17 protein-coding genes, 1 tRNA gene and 1 pseudogene are annotated in these 23,361 nt (G+C 66.7%); 7 read left to right on the plus strand and 12 right to left on the minus strand.

The genetic code is table 11. The annotated features are described in order from the left end of the window. Positions 1-3: 3 nt before the first annotated feature. Together AORI_RS67845 and AORI_RS67850 are read right to left on the minus strand one after the other, a co-directional pair. On the minus strand, positions 4-372 hold the full coding sequence (locus AORI_RS67845; RefSeq protein WP_016335695.1) for a hypothetical protein: 369 nt from the start codon (positions 370-372) through the stop codon (positions 4-6). 60 nt (positions 373-432) lie between these two features. Beyond that, positions 433-1,044 carry an ANTAR domain-containing response regulator gene (locus tag AORI_RS67850; protein WP_005157321.1) on the minus strand — a complete coding sequence of 204 codons (612 nt, stop codon included), beginning with the start codon at positions 1,042-1,044 and terminating at the stop codon, positions 433-435. 172 nt (positions 1,045-1,216) lie between these two features. Between AORI_RS67850 and AORI_RS67855 the strand changes: the two genes are divergently transcribed. Both AORI_RS67855 and AORI_RS67860 read left to right on the plus strand, forming a co-directional pair. Continuing rightward, positions 1,217-1,290, plus strand: a tRNA-Leu gene (locus AORI_RS67855). Between the two features lie 849 nt (positions 1,291-2,139). Further along, positions 2,140-3,837, plus strand: a complete 1,698-nt coding sequence (locus AORI_RS67860) for an MFS transporter (RefSeq protein ID WP_228688188.1) — start codon at positions 2,140-2,142, stop codon at positions 3,835-3,837. 318 nt (positions 3,838-4,155) lie between these two features. Here the strand turns inward: AORI_RS67860 and AORI_RS83495 are convergent, their stop codons facing one another. After that, positions 4,156-4,362: a hypothetical protein gene (locus AORI_RS83495; protein WP_123798534.1), complete on the minus strand. Its 207-nt coding sequence runs from the start codon at positions 4,360-4,362 to the stop codon at positions 4,156-4,158. 595 nt (positions 4,363-4,957) lie between these two features. Here AORI_RS83495 and AORI_RS84685 point away from each other — a divergent pair. After that, complete coding sequence (locus AORI_RS84685; RefSeq protein ID WP_016335698.1) at positions 4,958-7,501, plus strand: aldehyde dehydrogenase family protein; 2,544 nt, start codon at positions 4,958-4,960, stop codon at positions 7,499-7,501. Between the two features lie 405 nt (positions 7,502-7,906). Here AORI_RS84685 and AORI_RS67870 read toward each other — a convergent pair. Together AORI_RS67870 and AORI_RS67875 are read right to left on the minus strand one after the other, a co-directional pair. Then, positions 7,907-8,383, minus strand: a pseudogene (locus tag AORI_RS67870) (transposase); the annotation flags it as partial. Positions 8,384-8,731: 348 nt separating this feature from the next. Beyond that, entirely contained in the window at positions 8,732-9,604 is an 873-nt protein-coding gene (locus AORI_RS67875) for an SDR family oxidoreductase (RefSeq protein WP_016335700.1), read from the minus strand. A 70-nt stretch (positions 9,605-9,674) separates the two neighbouring features. On the opposite strand from AORI_RS67875, the gene AORI_RS67880 reads away from it, so the two are divergent. The 3 genes from AORI_RS67880 to AORI_RS84795 all read left to right on the plus strand — a co-directional run bounded on the left by AORI_RS67880 (position 9,675) and on the right by AORI_RS84795 (position 11,517). Next, entirely contained in the window at positions 9,675-10,268 is a 594-nt protein-coding gene (locus AORI_RS67880; RefSeq protein WP_043849016.1) for a TetR/AcrR family transcriptional regulator, read from the plus strand. Between the two features lie 182 nt (positions 10,269-10,450). After that, on the plus strand, positions 10,451-10,735 hold the full coding sequence (locus tag AORI_RS67885; protein WP_016335702.1) for a transposase: 285 nt from the start codon (positions 10,451-10,453) through the stop codon (positions 10,733-10,735). Next, complete coding sequence (locus AORI_RS84795; RefSeq protein WP_123798536.1) at positions 10,732-11,517, plus strand: IS3 family transposase; 786 nt, start codon at positions 10,732-10,734, stop codon at positions 11,515-11,517. Before AORI_RS67885 ends, AORI_RS84795 begins: the two co-directional genes overlap by 4 nt. A gap of 133 nt (positions 11,518-11,650) precedes the next feature. Here the strand turns inward: AORI_RS84795 and AORI_RS67890 are convergent, their stop codons facing one another. The 4 genes from AORI_RS67890 to AORI_RS82530 form a co-directional block, all read right to left on the minus strand. Further along, the gene (locus AORI_RS67890; protein WP_267283961.1) at positions 11,651-13,111 is read right to left on the minus strand and encodes an aromatic amino acid ammonia-lyase; all 1,461 of its coding nucleotides are present in this window, start codon (positions 13,109-13,111) and stop codon (positions 11,651-11,653) included. A 338-nt stretch (positions 13,112-13,449) separates the two neighbouring features. Continuing rightward, positions 13,450-14,475, minus strand: coding sequence for an alcohol dehydrogenase catalytic domain-containing protein (locus AORI_RS67895; protein ID WP_043848247.1), 1,026 nt, complete (start codon positions 14,473-14,475; stop codon positions 13,450-13,452). A 790-nt stretch (positions 14,476-15,265) separates the two neighbouring features. Further along, positions 15,266-16,339, minus strand: coding sequence for an aldo/keto reductase (locus AORI_RS67900; RefSeq protein ID WP_016335705.1), 1,074 nt, complete (start codon positions 16,337-16,339; stop codon positions 15,266-15,268). A gap of 6 nt (positions 16,340-16,345) precedes the next feature. Next, a complete protein-coding gene (locus AORI_RS82530) occupies positions 16,346-18,826 on the minus strand; it encodes an AMP-binding protein (RefSeq protein ID WP_016335706.1) in 2,481 nt (826 codons plus the stop codon). Between the two features lie 238 nt (positions 18,827-19,064). On the opposite strand from AORI_RS82530, the gene AORI_RS67910 reads away from it, so the two are divergent. Then, a complete protein-coding gene (locus tag AORI_RS67910; RefSeq protein ID WP_016335707.1) occupies positions 19,065-19,394 on the plus strand; it encodes a GntR family transcriptional regulator in 330 nt (109 codons plus the stop codon). A gap of 344 nt (positions 19,395-19,738) precedes the next feature. Here AORI_RS67910 and AORI_RS67915 read toward each other — a convergent pair whose 3' ends face one another. From AORI_RS67915 to AORI_RS67925, 3 genes are read right to left on the minus strand one after another with little or no spacing between them, the layout of a single operon-like run. After that, positions 19,739-20,617 (minus strand): sugar phosphate isomerase/epimerase family protein, encoded by an 879-nt coding sequence (locus AORI_RS67915; RefSeq protein ID WP_016335708.1) that lies wholly within the window; start codon positions 20,615-20,617, stop codon positions 19,739-19,741. Beyond that, positions 20,614-22,038 (minus strand): MFS transporter, encoded by a 1,425-nt coding sequence (locus AORI_RS67920; protein ID WP_016335709.1) that lies wholly within the window; start codon positions 22,036-22,038, stop codon positions 20,614-20,616. Before AORI_RS67920 ends, AORI_RS67915 begins: the two co-directional genes overlap by 4 nt. Continuing rightward, a complete protein-coding gene (locus AORI_RS67925) occupies positions 22,035-23,345 on the minus strand; it encodes a D-arabinono-1,4-lactone oxidase (protein ID WP_081809717.1) in 1,311 nt (436 codons plus the stop codon). Before AORI_RS67925 ends, AORI_RS67920 begins: the two co-directional genes overlap by 4 nt. Between the last annotated feature and the right edge of the window lie 16 nt (positions 23,346-23,361).

Consider the following 23,361-nt stretch of genomic DNA (forward strand, 5'->3'; position numbering starts at 1 on the left):
TCGTCAGTCCGCTTCCAGCTCCAGCGTTTTCGTGAAGGCTTCGATCGCGCTCGCCTGCTGTTCGGCGTTCCCTCCGGTCAGCTCCAGCTTGTGGTCACCGACCTCGATCACCACGCGCCGGTCCTTGTCACGGGTCACCCAGGTCCGCAGAACCTGGCAGACCCCGGTGACCAGCGCGGTCAGCACCGCGGAGCCACCCAGGCTGACGACCATCGCCCCGATGTCGGTTCCGGCGCCCTTCGCGCCGTCGGGTGCGACGACCTCGGGCAGGCGGACGTCCTCGACGTCCAGCTCCAGCAAGGCTCTCCGGAGCTTCCGCGTCTCCGCGTCCAGCTCCTCGTCCCCCGACACCCGCACCAGCAACGTCATCATGCGCCCCCCTCGTCCGGTTATCCGTGCAGGGTAGTCGCCGGCGTGCTTTCGCGGGCTTCGTCAGCCGATGCTCTCGACGACGGCCTCGGCGACCGCCTTCATCGTGGTCCGGCGGTCCATCGCGGTGCGCTGTATCCACCGGAACGCGTCCGGCTCGGTGAGCCCCTGACGGCTCATCAACAGGCCCTTGGCGCGGTCGATGACCTTGCGCGTCTCGAGCCGGTCCGTCAGGCCCGCGACCTCGGATTCCAGCGCCTGCAGCTCGGCGAACCGGCTCACGGCCAGCTCGATGGCGGGCACCAGGTCGCGTTTGGCGAACGGCTTGACCAGATACGCCATCGTGCCCGCGTCCCTGGCCCGCTCGACGAGGTCGCGCTGGCTGAACGCGGTCAGGATGACGACCGGCGCGATCCGGTCGCCGGTGATCTTGGAAGCCGCCTCGATACCGTCGAGCTTCGGCATCTTGACGTCGAGGATCACCAGGTCGGGCTTCAGCTCGGTGGCCAGGTTGATGGCCTGCTCGCCGTCCCCGGCCTCACCGACCACCTCGTAGCCCTCTTCGCGGAGCATCTCGACGAGGTCCAGACGGATGAGGGCCTCGTCTTCGGCCACGAGCACCCGCCGCTGGGGTGCGGCGACGGCACCATTGGCCTCGGCAGCCTGCTCGGTCACCGGGGTCCTCCTGAAGGTCGTCGGGCAGTTCGGCTCGCGGTCCGTCCGCGAACCTGAAGCCTACCGGGAACGATCCAGACGGCTAGATGGCGTTCACCACGTCAGACGGTCGTCACACTCCGGGCCCGGCGGAAGGCGCGCACCCGTGATCCCGTAAAGTTCACCGGGCACCGCCCCCGTAGCCCAACTGGCAGAGGCAACGGATTCAAAACCCGTCCAGTGTGAGTTCGAATCTCACCGGGGGCACTCGCAGGATGCACATTCGTCGCCACCTGCGCAGCGGTATCGCCGATGGAAGCGATCGAGTCCGGGTCGGCGGGCAGGATGGCTGTGTCAGGTCGAGCGTCCAGCAGGTTCGAGCCGCAAGCACCCCGCCGGCCCCTGCGCCGCCAGATACGGGTCCCGCAGAGGTTCCCAGTGAGCAGCCCGGAGCCGACCGTGCCCCACTCTCGGGCCTGCCCGCTTCCCCCGGCGCCGATCGACGTCGTGCGTTCGCGGGTCCGTGACGGAATCAATCACCGCGCGACAAGAGGACGCGGCACGGGTGCCCGACGGTCAGCGTTGTCCTGCTCGCTCACCCGCCACGGCATAACGCTGCCGTAGCGAGAGGACACCCGCACCGTGCGCTCGCGTCCCTCGACCGTCGAACGGACTGGCCGCTCATTGACGACCGGCCGGCAACTCCTGCCGGTGCGAACGCCGGCCACGTGTGCAATACGGCGTCCGCCGTCCCCGGTTTTTGCGTTTGCGCATGCTGCAGGTCGGTCACCGCGGCACCTCAGGGACCGGCCCGCGTCGCCATTCCACGTGACGGAACGTCGCTTGTCTCCGGCGGATGGGCTTTCTACTCTTCTACCATCCGGCGCAGCGTTGACCATTCACTTTTCGTACGGCGATGCCGCGAGAGGATGTGCTCACCGCGCCAAGGCCGAGGCAGGACGAATCGGAGTGGAGTCCCAGATCTCGTTTTAGGCGGCCGCTATTACGCCATCGCACGGAGATTCGGGTCAGCGCACACCCGGTGACGAAGGAACGCGAGGTCTCCCCTGCCCCGGGTTGCCGTGGAGCGAGGTGCCGACCAGCGGAGCTTCAGGCGTGATCGAGGCTTCGGCGAGGGTGGTGCCCTCCGAAGCAGCGAGAACTCGAACAGAGCACCTGCGCAAGCTGACCTACGGCCAGTCGCATGGCGAGCCGACACTCTCATCCCCGGAGGCCAGCTTGACCGCAAATCTGCCACACCCGAGGCGATCCGGATCAAGCACGACTGCCGAAGCCCTGGTCTCCGATCCGCGGCAACGGCGCTCGATCCTGGTCGCGATGTGCGCGGCTTTGCTCGCTGTCGTCGCCTCCGTCACGGGACTGAACGTCGCTCAGCCGGACCTCGCCTCCGACTTCGACGCATCACAAGGCACAGTCCTCTGGATCATGAACGGTTACGTCCTCACCCTGGCCGCGCTACTACTGCCGCTCGGCGCAGTCGGCGACAGACAGGGCCGCAAGCCCGTGCTTCTCGTCGGCCTCGCCGTCTTCGGCGTCGCGAGCGCGGGGGCCGGTCTCGCCCCGTCCGCCGGGCTCATGCTCGCGGCGCGCTTGCTCGGCGGGGTGGGCGCGGCGATGATCATGCCGGTCACCTTGGCCGTCATCACCTCGACCTTCCCCGCGCAGGAGCGAGTCCGTGCCATCGGGGTGTGGACTGGGGTCGCCGGGGTCGGAGCGGTGCTCGGCATGCTCCTTTCCGGTGTACTCGTCGACGCGGCGAGCTGGCGCTTCCTGTTCGTGTTTCCCGTCGTTCTGGTGCTTTTCGCGTTCGCCCCGGCGTGGCACTCGGTCCCCAGCTCCCGTGCGCATTCGAAACGCCCCTTCGACCTGATCGGCTCCCTGACATCAGTACTGGGGGTGGTCGGGATCGTTCTGTTCCTGCACGAAGGCCCGGAGCGGGGCTGGTGGGCGGTCGGCACCACCATCAGCCTGGCCTGCGGAATCCTCGGCACCGCCGGTTTCGTGGTTTGGGATCTTCGCCACCCGGCTCCGCTTTTGGACATGCGCCTGTTCAGAAACGGTCGCCTGGCAAGCGGGTCCGTCGCGCTCGCGGCGGTCTTCGCGGTTCACGCCGGGTCCGCCGTGCTCCTCTTCCCGTTCTTCCAAAACGTCTTGGGTTGGTCAGGGGTGCTCTCTGCGGTGGCACTCCTCCCCATGGCCGGCCTGATGGCGATCGCTTCCGGCTTGTCCACGCGCTTGGCCGAGCGGATCGGATCGCGCGCCACCATGACAACCGGACTGATCGTGACCGGGACGGGCCTCGTTCTACTCGCGACCTCCGTCTCCGCCGATTCCGGCTACCTCGCCGTCCTGCCCGGGATGGTCGCCGCGGGCAGCGGAATGGGCGTGTCCATGCCGCTCGCGACAGAGTCCATTACCGGTGCTTTGCCGCAGGACCAGCAAGGCGTGGCCTCCGCGCTCAACGACATCGCACGAGAGATCGGTGCCGCAGTGGGAATCGCACTGCTCGGAGCGCTCCTATCAGCGGGCTACCGCAGCAACATCGGCTCCAGACTCGACGGCGTTCCCACCGCGGCCGCCGAAGCCGCTCGAAAAGGCATCGCCCAGGCAATCGCAAGCGCCGGCGAACGGGAGCAGGCCGTGGCCAGGGCAGCGCGGGAGTCCTTCGTCGCGGGTTGGCAGTCCGCGATGTGGGCCGGAGCTTCACTGGTCGCGGTTCTCACTGCCTTCGTCTTCATGCGCGGCACCAAGAACCTCGAAACGCATACAGGGTACGGCGAACGAGTTGCCTGACCTCGCGCCCCAGGATCGATTTCTCCGACGCCGGGTCACCACTTCCTCGTCCACTGCCGCGCCCGCACGGACTCCGACGTCGACGAGCAATGCCGGGCGCCCAGGCGATGACCGACGGCGGCTACCGGGGCAACCCCGTGACGGACAACCGGCGTTGCCGCGGTGAAACCCTGCGCACTCCCGCAGCACGCGCGACGGCGCCACACACGCCACCAGCGGCATCGCCCTCATGCGCAACCTGGCCGACACGGAGTGACCGGCCGCCCCGCGGCGCCATCACCTGTACCACCAACGCATTTGCTCATTAAGGGACAATCTTTAGCCGCTCTCACGATTCAACGGCGAGCGACCAGTCGCCGATTCGTCCAGCGCGTGGAATAAGCGCTCTTTCGCATCCTTCTCATCGAGTGCGCCTGCGATCAGCAGCAGTGGCCGTTCGCCGATTTCCGGTTTTGCCTGGGCCAGAACGCCCTCGTCAGCGAAGACAGCCACATGTTCGACCTGTCCAAGCGGCAACTCGGCCAACGCTCTCCATCGGCGGATTCCGCCCCACCGCCCCATGTCCCGAAACCTCGCTTCCGGACGCGGTGCCGTCTTCGTGAGTATCGACAGTCCACACGGCGTCATCCTCCAGCCGTATTGGCAAGCCGAACACCCGTGAACAGTGCGCCCACGGACTTGTGAACTTAGGGCCACCGCCCGTCACGACAGTCCACGACTCGACGCGAACTCCCCCGACCGCTCGGCTACCCAATCATCCTCTGTCACACCGGCGATATGTCTGCAACTTGGGAAGATCGTAACCGAATATTCGCAATTACTCGCCGCCCCAGCGGGGGGACGGCATTGCCTTGGCTCTTTACCCATGCGCCCGGGATCACACAAGCCCGCTGCTACGTCCGGCTAAGAATGTCTCCCCCGAACACTCCGAGACATTGGCGACGGCGCCATGATCACTATCCTGACCAGGCGTCTTATTTCCCGCGACGAGGCGCGCCAGGACCACTGAGCCGATATCGAAGACAGTTTCCGAGAACGCCAGCGTTCGGCAGGAGCACCACAGCACCGGTCACGTCGCGCGCTCCATCCTCCAAGGCAAGGCTCGTGAAAGGAGCCGACCGTGACCTCGACCCACCCCATCAGCGCGCAGTTGAGCCCGATCTCGTTCACCTCCGTCGATCCGTGCCGCGCACCGGGGTGGGGGCAAGTCAGAGAGCTGGTCAATGGCACCGCCACCGGTAACGTTCCCGGTTTCGCGTTGTCCGCCGGCGGACTGGAGCTGTCGGCCGGTTTCCTCAGCGACCCGCAGGAACATCCCAACACCGACACGGTGCTGCTGTTCACCGAGGGCGACCCCGTGTGGGTCTTCTACGGCGATGACCTGCGCTATCTCGCGGTCCAGGAGCAGGGCGACCTGCTGAGCATCCGCCGTGGCACGCCCTACGCGGTCAGCACCGGGTTCGACCGCGGCGCCACCGGCTACGTGGTGCGTTCGGACGAGTACCTGTTCGCCGACACTGTCGTCCGGTCCGACCTGCGAGAAGTGGCACAGCGCCACGCGGCCGCCCGCCGGAAGAACCCATCTCGAACACGCTCCGTGAACGGTAGCTGCACTGTTGTCCCGTTCGACTCCGTCGACCCGGTCCTGACTCCCCAGGGACACCGAATCCGGCCTCTGGTCGACGATCCCTCCGGGGTGGGCATTTCCGTGGGCGGGCTCGAGGTCCCTGCCTGGTTCCTCGCCAAGGCGCACATGCACCCCCGGACCGATGTGATCGTGCTGGTCGTCGACTGCGGCGAGGAAGGGGCACTCACCCTGCACGGCGAGCACCTCGAGCACGATGCCGTGCAGTACCGCGGCGATCTCCTGCCCATAAAGAAGGGACGGAAGTACGCGCACACCGTGCAGAATCTGAGCCCCGACAAGTCCATCCGCGCCTACGAATTCCGTTCCCAGCCGACGGTGCTCATCGACAACCCCCAGATCCCGGAGCTGCAGCCGACCGCGACCGAGCGCGGCCGTGCGGCGCTCGAACGGCTCCACGGTGCCGACGCGGTCGCCGCGCACCTCGCTCAGCCCCCAGCACAGCGGGCTGCCCAGGCCGCGTCGCCCACACCACCCGCTCACGGCGCCGCGCCCCGCGTCAATCTCGCTCAGCCAGGCACCGATACAGGGAGACGCTCAGCGAAGACACCGACGACATCACCTGTCGCAGGTTCGCCCAGGCGCCACCAATTCATCGCAGGTGAGTGGCGTGACGGCTCGATGGACAAGGTCCTCGTCGACCGGAACCCGTATGACGGCACCACCGTCGCCGAGTTCCGGATCGCGGGAGTCGACGACATCGACGACGCGTACCGGGCGGCGGCGCGTGCCAGGCTCGAATGGGATCGGATCAACCCCTATGCCAAGCGGACGGTGTTCGAGCGAGCGGTCCGGTACGTCGAGGAGCATGAGGACGCGATCGTGGAGATCATCGTCGACGAGCTCGGCGGTACCCGGCTCAAGGCCATGTTCGAGATCGGCCTGGTGCTGAACATGCTCAAGGAGGCGGCGACCTTCCCGCTGCGCATGGAGGGCCGCATCCTGCCGTCCCCGATAGACGACAAGGAGAACCGCGTCTACCGCGAACCGGTGGGCGTCGTCGGTGTCATCAGCCCCTTCAACTTCCCGTTCTTCCTGTCGATGAAGTCGGTGGCGCCCGCACTCGGCGCCGGCAACGGCGTTGTCCTCAAACCGCACGAGGACTCACCCATCACCGGCGGCACGCTCATCGCCGAGATCTTCGAGGCGGCCGGGCTGCCCGCGGGCCTGCTCAACGTCGTCGTGACCGAGATCCCGGCGATCGGCGACGCGTTCCTCGAACACCCCGCACCGAGGGTCATCTCGTTCACCGGGTCGTCGGCCGTCGGCAGGCACGTCGCCGAGGTCGCGGTGCGGCACTTCAAGAAACCGCTGCTGGAGCTGGGCGGAAACAGCGCGATGATCGTGCTGGCGGACGCCGATATCGACCTCGCGGTCGACGCGGCGGCCTTTTCCCGCTTCACCCACCAGGGCCAGATCTGCATGTCGGCGAACCGGATCCTCGTCCACCGGGAGGTGTGTGAGGAGTTCACGGCGAAGTTCGTGGCGAAGGCGAAGTCGCTGCAGGTCGGCGATCCTCGTGACGCGGAGACGATCCTCGGACCGCTGATCAACCAGCGGCAAACCGCCGCACTCGCCGCGCAGGTCGAGCAGAGCATCGCGGAGGGTGCGACGGTCGCGCTGCGCGGCGAGGTCAACGGGAACCTGTTCGGCCCCACAGTACTGACGGACGTGACAACTGCGATGTCGGTGATGCAGCAGGAGATGTTCGGTCCGGTGGCGTGCCTGATCCCGTTCGATACCGAGGACGAGGCGATCGACATCGCCAACGACACCGACTTCGGCCTGAGCGGTGCGGTCCACACTCGCCGCCTCGAACACGGCGTCGAGATCGCGAAGCGGCTCCACACCGGCATGGTCCACATCAACGATACGACCATCCACGACGAGCCGATCGTCCCCTTCGGCGGCGAGAAGCAGTCCGGGTTCGGGCGCCTCAATGGTGACCGCAGCCTTGACGAGTTCACCACCCTCAAGTGGATTTCTGTCCACCGCGGGCGACGACAGTTCCCGTACTGACCCCGCGCTCCGAGCCGTCCTCACGGGCCGCTTCTCAGCGGCCCGTGAGCGTTCCACGCTCCTCGTCGAACGGCCTACAGGCCGTGCCCGCTGCACGGGCGCCGTTCTGGCAAAGCGCACCGGTGAATACGGTTCCGGCGTCGGTGCACGTCCGGTTCTATCGGCGCCGTGCCTCAGCATTCCCAGTCCTTCTGTGACATCCGCACGTTGATGTCCAGAGTGGACCAGCCGAGCGGGTTCAAACTGGGTCGCCAGCGTCAACACGGCCGGCCTGGTCGGTCTGGCCAGCCTCTGGGCAGCGGTGGCCTACTAGCTGGACAACCCGCCACCCTCGACCGATGTGCTCATGTGCGGACACAGCTTGACTGAGGTCTGTCCCGTGATCGGTGTTTCCGGCGTTGTCGATCAGCAGGTTTCGGCTCCCGGCCAGCGGTCACCGAACGTGATGACGAAGGCGTTGATCACTGGTTTCCAGCGCATCGTCCATCGGGCGCGGCCTGCCCCGGTCGGGTCCAGGCTGCGGGTCGCAAGGATCGCCCGTCGATAGCGGGCGTTCACCGATTCGATCGCGTTCGTCGAGTAGATCATGCACCTGATCTCGATGTCGTAGTCCAGGAACGGCGCGAACTCGTCCCAGGCGTTGCGCCATAGGCGGATCACCGCTGAATGCTGTGCTCCCCATTTCCCTTCGAATTCATCGAGAGCGGCTATCGCGACATCCGGGCCGGGTGCGGTGTGGATGGGTTTGATGTCGCGTTTCACCACGTCCCAGTCCCGGCGGGAAACGAGCCGGAAAGTGTTGCGGATCAGGCGGACGACGCAGGTCTGAACGATGGTCTGCGGCCAGACGTTCGCCACGACGCCGTAGCAGCCCACGTTCCCGGCACCTGCGCGCATAGGCTTGCGACCTCTGGAGCACCGAATGGGTGGGTAGGAACGGATCGGAGTTGTCGGCCGATACCTATGCCGGAGGCGTCGGTATCGGCGCTCACCAAAGCTCAATGCCTCCGTGTCTTATTCGATGCGCTCGAAGATGCCGATGTCGGTGGCCTTCTGCCACTCGGGCAAGTCGCCCTGGTCAGCGACGTAGGACGGTTTCGGATCGGGGAAGTGTTTGAAGATCTGACCGATCCATTTCCTCGTCTGATGTCCGGTCCAGCGGAAACCTGTGGGACGGTCGCGGCCCTGCGGATTCGGTTGATCGAATACTGACTTGAACGAACTGGAGTCTCATGTCGTGGTGGTCTTCGGGTAGTGCGGACGGAGGCTGTCCACGAGGATGCGGTCGAGCATCCGGTCAGGTAGCACCCGCGACAAGCGCGTGATCACGCCTGCGTCACGGCCGATGGTGTAGCGGGTGCGAGGCTTCCCGGCGGTTACGGCCTTCGCGATCACACGGGCCGCGTCGGCGGCGGGCGTGCCACCTGGGGTGTGGGCGGCGGACTGCGCGTTAATCGCCTGGATCAGGCTTCCGTAGCGGTCACTCTGCTCCGGTGACATGGCAGCGGCCACCCGGTTCGTGGCGGCGATCACCCGGTCCGCCATCTCCGTGCGGACCGCTCCAGGCTCGACGACGACCACCCGCACGCCCAGCGGCGCCAGTTCCCGGCGCAGCGAGTCGCTGACCGCCTCGAGGGCGAACTTCGTGCCCGCGTAGGGCCCGTAGGTGGCCATGGCGACCTTTCCGCCGACCGAACTGATGTTGACCACCCGGCCCGAGTGGCGCAGCAGCGCGGGCAGCAGCGCCTGGGTGACCGCGATGTGACCAAAGAGGTTGACCTCGAACTGCCGGCGCCACTCGCTCAACGGCAGAGTCTCGACGGGGGCGTTGATTTGGATGGCGGCATTGTTCACCAGCGCCCGCAACGCACCTGACTTCGAGTCATCGTCGAAGCGGGAGGCCAGCCTCGCGATGTGGTCGGGCTGGGTGATGTCGAGGATGATCGGCTCGACGCCCGGGGCACGGAGCGCATCGGCGTCACGATCGCGGCGGACGCCGGCGAGGACGTGGAATCCCCGGCGGGCCAGCTCACGTGCGGACGCCGCGCCGATCCCGGTCGAGGCTCCGGTCACGACGACACAGCCCCGGGTTTGCGACGACATTTCAGATGACATTGTCATCTTACTGATGGTAGACATCTCAGATGACGGTGTCAACTGTATAGTGATCGGCATGGTCAGTCGTGTGGAATCCGCTGCCGCAACGCGACGCGCTCTGCTGGATGCGGCCGCCGATCTGCTGGACGTCGGCGGTCCAGACGCGGTGACGTTGCGCGCGGTCGGGGCGCGTGCGGGGGTCACCCGAGGAGCGCCGTACCGGCACTTCCCGGACAAAGACAGCCTGCTGACCACCATCGCAGCCGAGGCCTTGGATCAGCTCGCGGATCAGGTGCAGGTCGTGCGGGCCGATTCGCGGGTGCCTCCGGCCGACACGCTGCAGCGCGCCCTGGACGCGCTGATGACGATCGGCCGCCGACAACCGCACCTGTACCGGCTGATGTTCGCCTCTCCGGTCGGCGCCGCGGCCACGGTCCACGCAGCGGTCCAGGCGGCCGACCGCGCCATGGACGAGTTCCTCACCATCGTCGGCGATCTGGTCGGCGCACAGCACGCCCGGCGATTTGCGGCGCTGCTGCTGACCAGCGCGCACGGGATCACGGACATGCAGGTCAACGGGCACCTGTCCGCGGACAAGTGGCACATTACGGCCGAGGAACTCGTCTCGACCCTGGTGTCCATGATCCACCGGCAGGCCCGCAACGGGTAGCCCTGCGGGGAGCGGCACCACACGCCCCATCGGCAGGCGAGCACCGCCAAGTGGGCGGGCTACTCGCCCGTCTCGTCGACGACTCCGGCCTCGAATCGTTCGACACAGCCAGCCAACCTGGAGTTGCCTCTTGGGGCCGGACATCTTGATTCCAGACATGGGTCTGGAGGGAGGATGTCTTGGTGTCGCGTTCGTCGAAGTATCCGGAGCAGTTCCGTCGGGATGCGGTGGAGCTGGTGGAGTCCAGTGATCGTCCGTTGCGTCAGATCGCGCGAGAGCTGGGCGTCAATCACGAGACGCTGCGGTCGTGGGTGAACAAGGCCAAGGAGGAAGCGGCCGCGCCGGTGGAGGATCCCGCGGTCACCGATGAGGTGCAGCGGTTGCGGAAGCAGGTCGCTGAGCTGCAGAAAGAGAAGGAGATTCTGTGTAAAGCGGCCGCCTATTTTGCCAAAGAGATGGATCGATGATCTACCGCTACTGGTTCATCTCCGAGCATCGGGCCGAGTTCGGTGTGAAGCGGTTGTGTCAGGTCCTGGGCCTGCGGCGGCAGGGTTTCCACGAGTGGGTCTCGGCCGAGGCCGCTCGTGAGGCCGCGGCGGCGCGGCAGCGGGAGCTGGTGGCGGTGATCGCGTCGATCCATGCTGAGCACCGGCGCGCCTACGGTATCCTGCGGATCACCGCCGAGCTGCGCCGGCGTGGGCGGGTGGTGAACCACAAGCGGGTGGAGCGGTTGATGCGCGAGCAGGGCCTGGCCGGGATCACCCGCCGCAAACGCCGGTCGCTGACCAAGGCCGATCCGTCGCCGGCCGCGGCGGTCCAGGATCTGATCCACCGCGATTTCACCGCCGAGCACCCTGGTCAGCGATTCGTCGGGGACATCACCTACCTGCCCGTGAGCTGCGGATCTCCGCGACGACCATGCTCGAGCGGCATCGCCGCAAGGTCCGGTGACCGTCATGAGCCACCTCAACGGAGCAACATCGTCCGGCCAGTGGCGCGAACCTGGTCTTGCCGTGCAGTGCGGCTGCACCGCCCTCGTCACCACCTACTGCCACGGACGAGGCTTCGCCCTCCACTTCGGTGCCGACCACACCACCGCCGCCATCTGGCCACTCATCGCCGACGGCTTCCTCTCTGCTGCCCTACCTCAGTAGGCCGGCAGAGAGGAACGCGTCGCCACGCCACTGGTCACAGCGTCGCTGACCCCGCTTCGAAGTACCGCGCGGTGATCCTCTTCCAGTCGTCTTGATCGTCCGCCAGCCGATGTTCGAGATCCGACTGACCGAACGAGTCGGCAATCAGCTCCCCGATCACGGGGCATCGTCTTCTGTAGCGGTCACGATCTTCGCGGTCGATCTCCTTGCTGTCAGACAAGCCCAGTTTCAGTCATTGTCCTGTTGGGAGGCCACGACATCGTCGAGTACGTCGGCGGCCCGTCGTACGTCCTCGTGGAGAGGCCGGTCCGGTTCGATGGGGGCGATCGCGTCCATCAGCCTCTCCATCACATCCGCACAGGCAGGAGCGGTGGGCCTGCGCGCACCGACGTGAATCGCCTGGCGCAGGGCGACGGCCAAGGACCCGTGCAGAAGCCGCAGCGAACGAACCTGATCGAACGCGTTCAACGCGGCCTGCGTTCCGAAGGGGACGATGTCCTGATTGTGCAGGTTGGTGGGCAGACTCTGCAGCGACGCGGGGACGGCAGAACGGCGCATGTCGGCGATGATCGCGGTCGCGGCGATCTGGACTCCCTGCACTCCGTGCTGTCGCCCGGGTTCGGTGGCAAGTACGGGCGGCAGACCGCCGTTGCGGTGGGGATCGACGAGGAGATCGAGCTGCCGCTCGGCAAGGTTGCCCGTCTGTACGACGGCAGTGGTCATCGTATCTGCGGCAAAGGCGACAGGCTGGCCGAAGAAGTTGCCGCCGTGCACGACGAGGTTGTCTTCCGGGAAGAACAACGGGTTGTCGCTGATGCCGTTCAAATCACGCAGGATGACATCTCTCGCTTGGCCGAGGCTTGCCCTCACCGCGCCGAGGAGCTGGGGAACGCAACGGATGGTGTAGGGCTCTTGCAGTGGCCGGTCCCCGGTGGGCCGGGTACCTCGCAGACGGGCACGGAGATCAGCGGCCTCGGCGATCGCTTCGGGATGCCCGAAAGCCTCAAGGAGGTGGTGATCGCAGAAGTCGGTACCGCATCCGAGCTGATCGGCGAGCATGGCGGACAAAAGTCCGGCGATCCGGTGTGACCGGATGAACTGCGCCATCGCCAGCCCTGCAGCGGCCGCGGTCAGCGAGACGCCGTTCACCAGGCCCAGTGCGTCCCGCCCGTCGAGCTCGAGAGGCCGCAGCCCACAGGACGCGAGTGCGTCACCGGCGTCTTGCCGCACTCCATCGGCGTACGCGTACCCACGACCCTTCAAAGCCTGCGTCAGGTGTGCGAGCGGGACCAGATCACCACTGGCACCGACCGAGCCGAGCCGGGGTACGGCTGGAGCGAAGGTCGTCTTCAGCATTTCCGCCAGCGCGTCGAGCACCGAGACCGAAACCCCCGACCGTCCTCGCGCCAGCGAGGAAAGCCGGGCGAGCGTTGCCGCGCGGACGATGGACGTCGGCAGATCGGGCCCCTGCCCCGCGGTGAGGTGGGAGAGCAGATTCTCACACTGATCGGTGTCCTCGTCTCGCCCGGAAAAGCCCACCAGGGGACCGAACCCGGTCGTCGCGCCATAGATAGGACGGCCTTCGGCGAGGCACCGCATCACGAATTCCCGACCTTCCGCGACCCGGTTCCTGGTGGCGGGGTCGAGGACGACTTCGACGGGGCCCGCGGCGGCTTCGAGATCGGCCAACGTACGTGCTTCGGCGACCGAGATGACAGGAACGCAAGTCTGCTCTTGAATGAGCCCCACAGTAGGCACTTCCTTTCGAATCCGGCTGGGAAATCACCGACCGACGTCCAGCCGCGGCTCGATATGGGCGACAGACCCTCGCTGCCGAATTGGCGATACGCGCCTGACATCTTTCGCAAGATCAGCGTGGTGAACGATCTTGATCTTAAGTCCGCCGTGGAACCGCCTCAATCGCGGTTCCACGGGACGGAACGACGGCGGACAGCAAGGAAGTCAGCCACTCGCGATGACACGGTGAACGCTCTCCACCTCGTCACGCCACGGCGCGTTCGTCACGCTCACAAGGTGATCAGCACCTTGGTCGCATCACGGTCCACCATTGCCTGGTAGCCGTGGCCGACATCGGCGAGTTTGAGAGTCCGGTCGAAAATCGCGCTCGGATCCAGCTTGCCGGCGATGACTTCGCCGAGTAATGCCGGGAGATAGGCGCGGACGGGCACTGGGCCGCTTCTGACGGTTATGTTCCGCGAAGAGCAGGCCGTCGAATCCAGACTCCCGTGCGGCCCTCCGGCCACACTGACGACGCCGCCGTCGACGCAGATGGCCAACGCGGTGTCCAGCGCGTCCTGCTCACCGACGGCTTCCACCACCAGACCGGCCCCGGCGCCCCCGGTCGCATCGATCACCTGCGCCCGGCTCTCGGCGCCTCTCGAGCTCACGAGATCAGTAGCGCCGAACTTCTGCCCGATCCGCAGCCGGTCTTCGTGGTGACCCAGCAGGAAGATCCGCTCGATGCCCAGGCGGCTCGCCGCGAGGACGGCGCACAAACCCACCTGGCCGTCGCCGACGACGGCCATCGTTTCGGGTACGGGCCTTCCACCGGTGTGCACGGCATGCTGGCCGGTCGCCATCACGTCCGCGAGAGTCAGCACAGCCGGAATCCGCTCGTCGTACTCGTCGAACGGCACAGGCACCAAAGTGCCGTCGGCGAACGGCACACGCACGCCCTCAGCCTGCGCGCCTCCCGCCGCTACACCGAACATCCCGCCGCGAGCGCAGGAGCTCTGTGCGCCGTGAACACAGCTGTGACATTCACCGTCCGAAAACATGAACGGTGCCACCACCAGCTCTCCCGGACGTATCGACCGGACCGACGAGCCCACATTGGCCACCACACCGATGAACTCGTGTCCGCAACGTGGTCCCCGTACCGGGCCGGGCCTGCCGAGATATCCGCGAAGATCGGTGCCGCAGATCCCGGAAGCCACTACACGCACGACGGCGTCCGTCGGCTGCTCGATCTTGGGATCGGGTACTTGGTCCACGGTCACCCGGCCGGGTCCACGCAATACCGCTGCCCTCATGGTCTTGCCTCCTGAACCTCCGTTGAATCCTCATGGGCGAGGATTGATGCCGTCGACGACGAGCAGACCGGCCGGTCATCGCAAGTTGCCGCTCCGGCGAACGCGCAACTGGAGGACGGTTTTCGGTTCACGGGTCGATCGAAGTCATGGGGGGTAAATGATCTTCTTTCGCGAAGAAGCTGACACTCGGAGTGATACCAGGAATATAGAAAACCCTGCGGCCCGGGTATCGGCAGGTTCCACGCTGTGAAACCCGCGTTCGTCTTGTTACCAGGCAGAGGCACGAATTCGCCCTCCGCATGATCGTAGTGAAGGACTCCTCCACTACCACCGAGAAATATTACACGCGGCGGTGTGCATCTGTTCGTTTTCTTCACCAGCCGATGAGCTTCTTCTCGCTCCAACGGCCGCACGAATATCAGGGTCAAGGCCATCACCGACCCGGATGTCCACAAGGCACGGTTTCCACGTCGACGTTCCTTGATGAGGCACCAAGGGTGTTGCGGCCGTTTCCGCGAAGCGTGGGTGTGCGGCGTCCGTCATTGAGGGGCAAGTCAAAGGTGGCGCGTCGTGCCGCCTGGGGCCTGTGGTGTCCACAGTGGTCACTTCCGGGTGGTATGCGCCTGTATGTCCGGTTCGCGGGGGGTCGTGAGTGGCAAAGAGGGTTAGAATGAGCCTCGCCACTCACGACCCCGGGTCGAAGGCTCCCTTGGCCGTGTCGAACGCGGCCAAGGGAGCTTTCACCTCGGCGGAGGCCTCGATCACGAACACGACACGTTTGACTTGCCCCTCAATAGAACCGTTGTTCCGCCCCGCTTCGAGCCGCACGCCGGGCCGTGTCGGACTCAGGACGGGGTGCCGGCACCGCTTCTCCCGTGCGCGACCGGTTGATGCCCGTGGCGAGGCGTGGGGTGTAGTGCTTTGTGAGATCGGCCTGTTCCGCAGGAGTCAGCTCGAGGCCCAGGGCGGCGATGGCGTCGGCGAGGTGGTGTGGCTTGGTCACTCCCAGGATCGGCGCGGTGATGCCGGGCTGCCCCGCCACCCACGCCAAAGCCACTTGGGCACGGGTGACCCCGCGGGACTTCGCGATCGTGGCGACCGCATCGATGATCGCTTCATCGGCCGTCGCCGTAGCGTCGTAAAGGCGACGGGCCGACTCGTCGACACGGCTGCGCGTGGTCTCGGCGTCAGCGGCCCGCGTGAGCCGTCCTCGGGCAAGCGGGCTCCAGGGGATGACACCGACCCCCTGATAGCGGCAGAAGGGCAACATCTCCCGCTCCTCCTCGCGCTGCAGAAGGTTGTACTGGTTCTGCATCGACACGAACCTCGTCCAGCCGTGGAGGTCCGCCGCGTGCTGCATCTCGGCGAACTGCCACGCAGACATGGAACAGGCGCCGATGTAGCGGACCTTGCCGGCGCGCACCACGTCGTGCAGCGCGGACATCGTTTCCTCTACGGTGACGTCGGGGTCGAACCGGTGCACCTGGTAGAGGTCGATGTAGTCGGTGCCGAGGCGACGCAGGCTCTCGTCGAGCTGGGTCAGGATCGCGCTACGGGACAGACCGCCGCCCTTGGGGCCCTGCGTCATGTTGCCGAACACCTTGGTCGCGATGACCACGTCGTCGCGCCGGGCGAACTCACGCACCAGCTCGCCGGTGATCTCCTCGCTGGCGCCGTGCGAGTACACGTTCGCGGTGTCGAAGGTCGTGATACCGGACTCCACGGCCTGCCGGAACAACGGCCGCGCATCGTCGATCCCCAAGGCCCACCGGTGCGTTCCGCCGCCGGGGTCGCCGAAACCCATGCAGCCCAGCACAATTCCCGACACGGTGAGACCGCTCTTACCCATCCGTACCTGCCGCATCGTGCATCACCTCCCCGGAAGTTCGTTCAGCCACGCCGCCACAACATGTCCGGCGGCGGGCAGCATGGTCAAGTGGTCGCCGGACGCCGTGGCGGCCTCGCAGGGAAGCTCCCAGATCGCGCCCCCCACCTCGGCTCCGACATGCAGCACCGGAACGCCGAGCGGGCAGGGCGTCCATTTGTCGAGCAGGCGCAGATACGCGCCCGTGGCGGTGAGCCGGGTCAGACCCACCTCGTCGATACCGAGGGCCTCCTCCCGTTCCACCGAGCCGGCGAGGGCCGCGGGAGCCTTGTCGCGAACGTGGTCCGGTGACGGCCACGACGAGTCGAGCAGCACCACACCGCGCAGACCGGCGGAGGGGTCGTTCGCTAACCGCTCGGCGAGGAGGTGTGCGATCCAGCCGCCGGATGAGTAGCCGCACAGCACATAGGGTCGTTCCCCCACCGATGAGTTCAGTGCGGCGATGTGCGCAGCTGCCAGGGCTTCCGCGTCCGCGGGGAGTGACTGCCCCTCCGCGAAACCGGGGTGGGCGACGCCATGCACGTCCGCGAGGCCGGCGAAAGCTTGAGCGAACTCGGTGAATTTCGTCGGCGTGGTCATGGGCAGCATCGACGAGAAGCACACGACCGCGACGGGACCCGGCCCGCTCGCGAGCGAAATCACCTCGACCGCAACCGGATCGCTTGCTGTGAACACCTGTCGCGACAGCGACGCGGCACGGATCATGTCCGCGGCGGCGGCCGGTTCCTTCTTGCACAGCAGGCGGTATAGCTGTTCGAACCCGGTGGGCAGGGTGTTCGCCGCCTCCACCGTCAGATGCCGCGCCAACGCTGCCGGGGTCGGATAGTCGAACACGATGCCGCTAGACAGGCGAAGGCCGGTCTCGGAGGCGAGCTCGTTGCGGAACCGCACGGACGATGCGGAGTCGAAACCGTAGTCGCGAAACGTCCTGTCCGGGTCGATGAGCTCGGCATCGTCGAGAATGCGCGACGCGCACTCGCGCACGACCCGGAGCAGATCTACCGCAGCCGCGCCCTGCCCACGAGTGGCGGTGCGCGAGGCCAGCAGCTCCACGAGCTTGCCGCGGCGGATCTTGCCGGACGGCGTCAACGGAATCGCGTCGACTTTGACCAGTTCCAGCGGCAGCTTGTGCTCCGCTACACCGGCATCCCTCAGGATCGTCACAGCGTCGTCGAGCGTAAGACGTGGGTCGTCGGTGATGAGGCACGGGTATTCGCCGAGCCGATCGTCGGGCACGCCCACGACCGCGATACGTCCGCAATGCGCCAAGAGATCCTCGATCTCGCGGGTGACGACCTTACGACCGCCGACGTTGATCAGGTCGCCGGTCCTGCCCAGGTGCACGACCCGCCCGTCGTCGTCGAGCCGGGCGAGGTCGCCGGTGCGGAGCCAGCCATCGTCGGTGAAGGACGCTCGGGTCAGGTCCGGATCCCCCAAATAGCCGAGGAACATCGTGGCGCTACGGAACTGCAGTTCGCCGTCCTGCTCGCGGACCTGGGCGCCGGCAAGAGGATGGCCCACGGTGGACGACGCGGCCTCGTCGGGGTCGTCCGGCCGGGTGGACGTACCGGCCCCTATCTCGGACATCCCCCAAGTCACCAGCACGGGAGCGTTCACAGTCGCGCGGACATCGCGGACCAGACGAGCAGGCACTGGTGCCCCGGAGGTGCGGACGGTGCGCAGCGCAGGCAGTGTCCGTCCGCCGAGACGAGACAGCAGGTCGTGCAACTGGGCGGGCACAGCGCAGAGGACGGTGACCTCGGCGTTGTCCGCCAGTGCCAAGAAGTCGTCGGCGTCCCAGCTCGGCAGCAGGGCGAGAACCGCCCCGCCGAGCAGGCTCTGGTGGACTGAGTGCAGGCCGAACAGATGGGAGAACGGGCTTGCGCTGACCACTACGTCGTCGCGGGTCAACGGACTACTCGAGATCAGTTCGGAAGCGTTGGAAAGCAACCCGTCGTGGCTGTGGAGGCAGATCTTCGGCCGGACCGACGTGGTGCCCGACGACGGCAGCGCCACGAACGGCATGGATGGTGAGATCTCGACGGGAAGGGGCACACCGCCCGCACCCTCGGCGTGAATCCGCTTCCATTCGTCCCGGTCGACGACCGCCACCGGCCGCCCGAGCGCGATGAGAGCATCGAGATCGGCCTGTCCGTGCGCGAGGTGCAAGGGGAGCAGGACGGCACCCAGCTGTGCGACAGCTACGTGCAGAGTGAGGAACTCCCAGCTGTTGGACAGCCGTGCCGCCACCAGGTCGCCGGACTTGACCCCGCGATCCTGAAGCCCTTTCGCGACGGCGTCCGCGTCGGACTTCCACTGCGCCCAAGTCCACGAACGGTCGCCATCGGTCACGGCGACCGAAAACGGGCTCGGGGTAGACGCCGCGGCGAACAATGCCGGGAAGGTGAGCCCCAAAGGCTTTCCGACGGAAGGCATCGATACTCGGGCGACTGCGGTGGTGTTCATCGTCCACTCCGTTCGAGCGTGCGCTCGTGAGCGCCAGAGTTTCCCAGGTGTGCTCGCAGAGCGGTCACCACACGTGGGCGTCGTGGTTCTCGCCCAGGCCTCCCTGCGCGAGTGGCTACGCCTCTGAGAGGTGTTTCCTCTGCGGGCAAGCCCGCAGTGACGCCAAGCAAAGGTTTGCTGTTTCGTTCAGCGACGCGCTACGTCGCGCGCCTCGATGTGCCCGAAGAACTCCACGAGTGTGTACTTTTACGCAGCAGCAACCACCGATCGGATCGGCCGCACCAAGAAGCGCGAACGGGTGCGTCGCCATGTCGTGCGGCTCGTCGACGACATGCCTCCCGGCTTGGCCAATGCCTTTGAGCGAGTCCTGGTAGGCGAACCGGGTTTGTCCCGCTCCACTGTTCGCGCGACGATCGAGGAGCTGGTTGCGGAGGGTTTTGTGACGCGCCGGCACGGCCGCGGCACGTTCACCAGCTCGCGTCGGGCCGCGTCCGACGCAATGGCCGGCCCGCCGGATGCGGCCAAGGATCGGCACCCGGCCAAGTCGACGCCGAGCTCCGGCGGCTGAAGGCCACTTGCCTGCAAGGCAGTGACCGGGAGACTTTTGGGCACGTCTCCAGCCGCTTCAGGAAGGCGTCGAGCTCGGCGGGAATCGCCTTACGAGACAGACCCGCACCATTCGGGCCGGGATCGCGTCCGCAGCCACCTTGGTGGCGAGAACCGCCTCCTCGCGCCGGGTGATAGTCCTTGACCGTCTGGCCCACGATCTCCTCGCTGCTCGCCGCCCCACTCCGGCTCGCCGAAACTCGTGCAGCCGAGCGTGATGGCCGAGCTTCCAGCCCGGTCGTTCCGAGTTCGATATATCGCATGCTTTCGAGCCTGAGCTGAAGTGCGCTCCAACGCGATCGGCAATCAGCTCGATGGAGACATTCGTTCGGCCAGCTTCCGCTCGACCAAGGTCTTGAGGAAGCGGAGACCGTCGCGAGCATCCTGATCCGGGCTGATCCCGCGGCGGAGGAATCCGGTCTCCGCCGTGAGATAGCCGTCGAACCCAGTCTCGATCAGTGCGTCGACGAGTCCTTCCCAGTCACCGTCGCCCTTGCCCGCCGGCAACCGGACCTCTGTCGCCGTCGAATCGGAAATGTGTACTTGATGCAGTTGCCGGCCCATGAGGTGGACGTAGTCGCCGAACAACTCCTGCCGATGCGACACGTGGTTGCAGTCGAACATGACCTTGACGTTCGGCAGCCCGACATCCTCGAGGAGTTCCATGGCGTCCTCGCCGTCGTCGATCAGGTTCGAATGCTGCGCGAGGGGCTCGATGACGACCGTCAGGTCGTATTGCGCGGCGTCGACGGCGATCTCCGTCAGACACTCGAGCGACCAAGCCCTGGCTTGCCTCCGCCGGGTGCCGAAGACGGTCCAGCCAGGGACGTAGAGTACTGTCCGGCCGCCCCATTCGGCGCACAGTTCGGACAGCTCTTTGTAATGCTCCGCGGTCGCCCGCCGCTCCTCGATGCTGGGGGAAGCCGGGTTGTAGCCGGGCCCGCCTCCGGGGGCCGCTCCGATTCCCGCCAGCTCCAAGCCGTGGTCGTCGAGCAGGCCACGGATCTCCCGGCGTCGCGCGGAGGTGAGATCCGGCGGGTAGGCGTGCGGGGCGGCCGCGCCGATCTCGATCCCGTCGAACCCGATCTTCCCGAGACGTTTGATCGTCTCGTCCAAGGTGTAGGAGGGAACCCAGGCACCGAACCCGGAGTAGGACCACGTGTGGTAACCGAACTTGATCGTCATGATGCGGCTCTCCTTTGACGAGGGGGATTCCGTCCGGCGCTGACCTCGGCACCGGCGGAGGGAGCGATACGAAGGAAGAGCAAGGCGCCGGCCAGCGCGATCACCGCACCGGCGAGAAAGCCGGCGCGGAAGTCGGCCGCGGTCGCTGCCGAGCCGTCCGCGGCCAGGCGTACCGTGGTCGCGGCCACGGCGACGCCCAAACCGATGGAAAGTTGCGTGGTGGTGGCGTACAAGGTGCTCGCCGCGTTCATCGTCGCCGGAGGTACATCCGCGAAGGCGAGCGTGTTGGTCGCGGTGAAGGCCAGTGACCGGAAGACACCACCCAGGAAACAGATGGCCGCGATCGTCGCATACGGGGTCGATGGGTCGAACAGCACGCAGGCGGCGAGCGAAACCGCGGAGAGCAGGCCGGAGACAACGAGGATCGGACGGAACCCGAAACGCCGCATGATCGGTGTCGTGACGGTCTTCGCCAGGAGATTGCCGGCGAAGACGGTCAGCACGAGCAAGCCTGATACGGCCGCGCTCATCCCGAATACGACCTGGAACAGCAAGGGCAGCAAGAACGGCACCATGTTGATCGCCAGTCGCAGCAGGCCTCCCTGCCAGGTGCACGCGGCATAGGTGGTGATCCGTAGCGGCGAGAGGTCGATCAACGGTGTCGGGTGGCGGCGAGCGTGTCGCACGGCGAGCGCGCCGATCGCCAGCCCGGTCACGATCAACCCGCCGGCGAGGGACCACTGGGCGTGCCCGCCGCTGGTGGACTCGAGGCCGTACATCAGAGTGGCGATCGCGATGGTGCCGAGCGCGAAACCCTTGCCGTCGAACGGCCGGCGCTCGGTTGGCGACTCTTCGACCATGCGCAGGGCGAACACGAAGGCGACCAGCCCGAGCGGCACGTTGATCAGGAAGACCCACCGCCACGACGCATAGGTCGTCACCAAACCGCCGATCGGCGGGCCGAGAACGGGCGCCACCAGTCCCGGCCAGGTGAAGATGGCGGTGGCCGCCATCAGATCCGCCTTCGGCGCGATCCGCAGGACCAGCGTGCGGCCCACCGGCACCATCATCGCCCCGGCGAAGCCCTGTAGGACCCGGGACGCGACGAACTGCCATAACGTCAGCGCCACCACGCAGAGCACCGAGGCGAGAACGAATCCGGCGATCGCGGCACAGAACACCTTCCGGACCCCGTAGCGGACTGCCAGCCACCCGCTGAGCGGGATCATCGCGGTGGCCGTCAGCAGATAGGCGGTGACACCGAGACCGGCGTCGACCGGGCTGACGTCGAACGCTTCGGCGATGGCGGGCAGGGCGGGGATGATGGCGGTGCCATCGAACATCTCCATGAAGAACGCGCCGGCGACGAGGACGGCCAACGGCCGGACGTTCGTGCGGCCGGGTTCGGCCGATGGGATCACTGGAAAGCAGCCCGGAGGTAGTCGCCGAGGAACACACCGTCCGGATCCCAGCGTCGGCGGAGTTCGACGAAGTCGCGCCAGCGCGGGTATCGTGCGGCCAGGTCGGAGGGTTCGCGAAAATGTACCTTCGCCCAGTGCGGTCGTCCTTCGTGGCGTGCCAGCAGGTCGTCGATGACGGAGAACGGCTGGGACCAGGTGTCGGACATCCGCCGGGCAGGCAAGGCGCACGTCACCCCGAGGTAACAGGTGTCCCGCTGGTAGCTCGGACTCAGCCACGCGCTGTCGGCGCCGGTGAACCGGACGTCCACCGGCGCGTTGATCCGCAGCCCGCGCCGGGTCACGGTGTCCGCGAGTTCGGTGATGGCTTCCGCGGCCCGGGCTACCGGAATTCCGTACTCGAACCCTTGCAGCCGGGATGGCACCGAACCGAGCAGGGCCTCGTCGCAACGCAAGACACCGGACCGGGCTCGGCCTTCGATGCGGGCGGCCAAGGAGTGAACCGGTCGAGCCGCGGCCGGACTGAGCCGGTTGTTGGTGAAGGCCTGGGGCAGCCCGCGGGAACCGGAAGGGACCGGAGGCGCGGCCTCACCGGTCGGATCGGCACGCCAAACCACCGCCTGCGAAGTGTGCGGATACCACCAGAACCCGCCGTACCGGGCTTTGCGGAGTTCGTCCAAACCACCCAGGATCTTCTTCAGCGGCGTCCGGGCGATCGTCTTGCGCAGGGTGTGCGCGGGGACGACGTCGAGGGTCAGTGCGGTGACCACGCCAAGACAGCCGAGATGCACGCGAACGGCGTCGAACTCGGGTTCGTCGTCCGTGACGGTGCGGACGGCGCCGTCGGCCGCCACCAGCCGGACGGACCGGAGATGGCTGGAAAGGGTCCCCATCGCGGGACCGCTACCGTGGGTCGCGGTGGCGACCGCTCCCGCGACGGTCTGTTCGTCGATCGCACTCTGGTTCGGCAGCGCGAGCCCTTCGGCCGCCAGGTGCCGGTTCAACGCCCGCAGTGAGGTCCCGGCCTTCACGGTGACCGTCATCCGCGCCCGGTCGATGGAGACGATTCCTTTGTGGCGTATCAGATCAAGCAGGGTACGACCGGCAGGCGAGACCAGACCGGCGTAGGAATGCCCGGCTCCGGCGACACCGATCCCCTGGGCTCGGTTCCCACGGTCGCGCACGATTTCGCAGATCTCATCCTCGCCGTGGACGATCTCGAGCCGCTCCGGGACACCTCGAACCGTCCCGCTCCAGTTCTCCCATGAGGTCTGCCGACGGCCTGCCGAGGTGGTACGTGGAACAGCCATGGCCTACGCCTCCAGC

This window comes from Amycolatopsis keratiniphila (genome assembly GCF_000400635.2).
Lineage (GTDB): Bacteria > Actinomycetota > Actinomycetes > Mycobacteriales > Pseudonocardiaceae > Amycolatopsis > Amycolatopsis keratiniphila.

Bases quoted from the DNA above. Each gene is read 5' to 3' on its own strand.
- AORI_RS67845 (WP_016335695.1), bottom strand. From the start codon at position 372: ATGATGACGTTGCTGGTGCGGGTGTCGGGGGACGAGGAGCTGGACGCG.
- AORI_RS67875 (WP_016335700.1), bottom strand. From the start codon at position 9,604: ATGTCGTCGCAAACCCGGGGCTGTGTCGTCGTGACCGGAGCCTCGACC.
- AORI_RS67880 (WP_043849016.1), top strand. From the start codon at position 9,675: ATGGTCAGTCGTGTGGAATCCGCTGCCGCAACGCGACGCGCTCTGCTG.
- AORI_RS84795 (WP_123798536.1), top strand. From the start codon at position 10,732: ATGATCTACCGCTACTGGTTCATCTCCGAGCATCGGGCCGAGTTCGGT.
- AORI_RS67895 (WP_043848247.1), bottom strand. From the start codon at position 14,475: ATGAGGGCAGCGGTATTGCGTGGACCCGGCCGGGTGACCGTGGACCAA.
- AORI_RS67900 (WP_016335705.1), bottom strand. From the start codon at position 16,339: ATGCGGCAGGTACGGATGGGTAAGAGCGGTCTCACCGTGTCGGGAATT.
- AORI_RS82530 (WP_016335706.1), bottom strand. From the start codon at position 18,826: ATGAACACCACCGCAGTCGCCCGAGTATCGATGCCTTCCGTCGGAAAG.
- AORI_RS67915 (WP_016335708.1), bottom strand. From the start codon at position 20,617: ATGACGATCAAGTTCGGTTACCACACGTGGTCCTACTCCGGGTTCGGT.
- AORI_RS67925 (WP_081809717.1), bottom strand. From the start codon at position 23,345: ATGGCTGTTCCACGTACCACCTCGGCAGGCCGTCGGCAGACCTCATGG.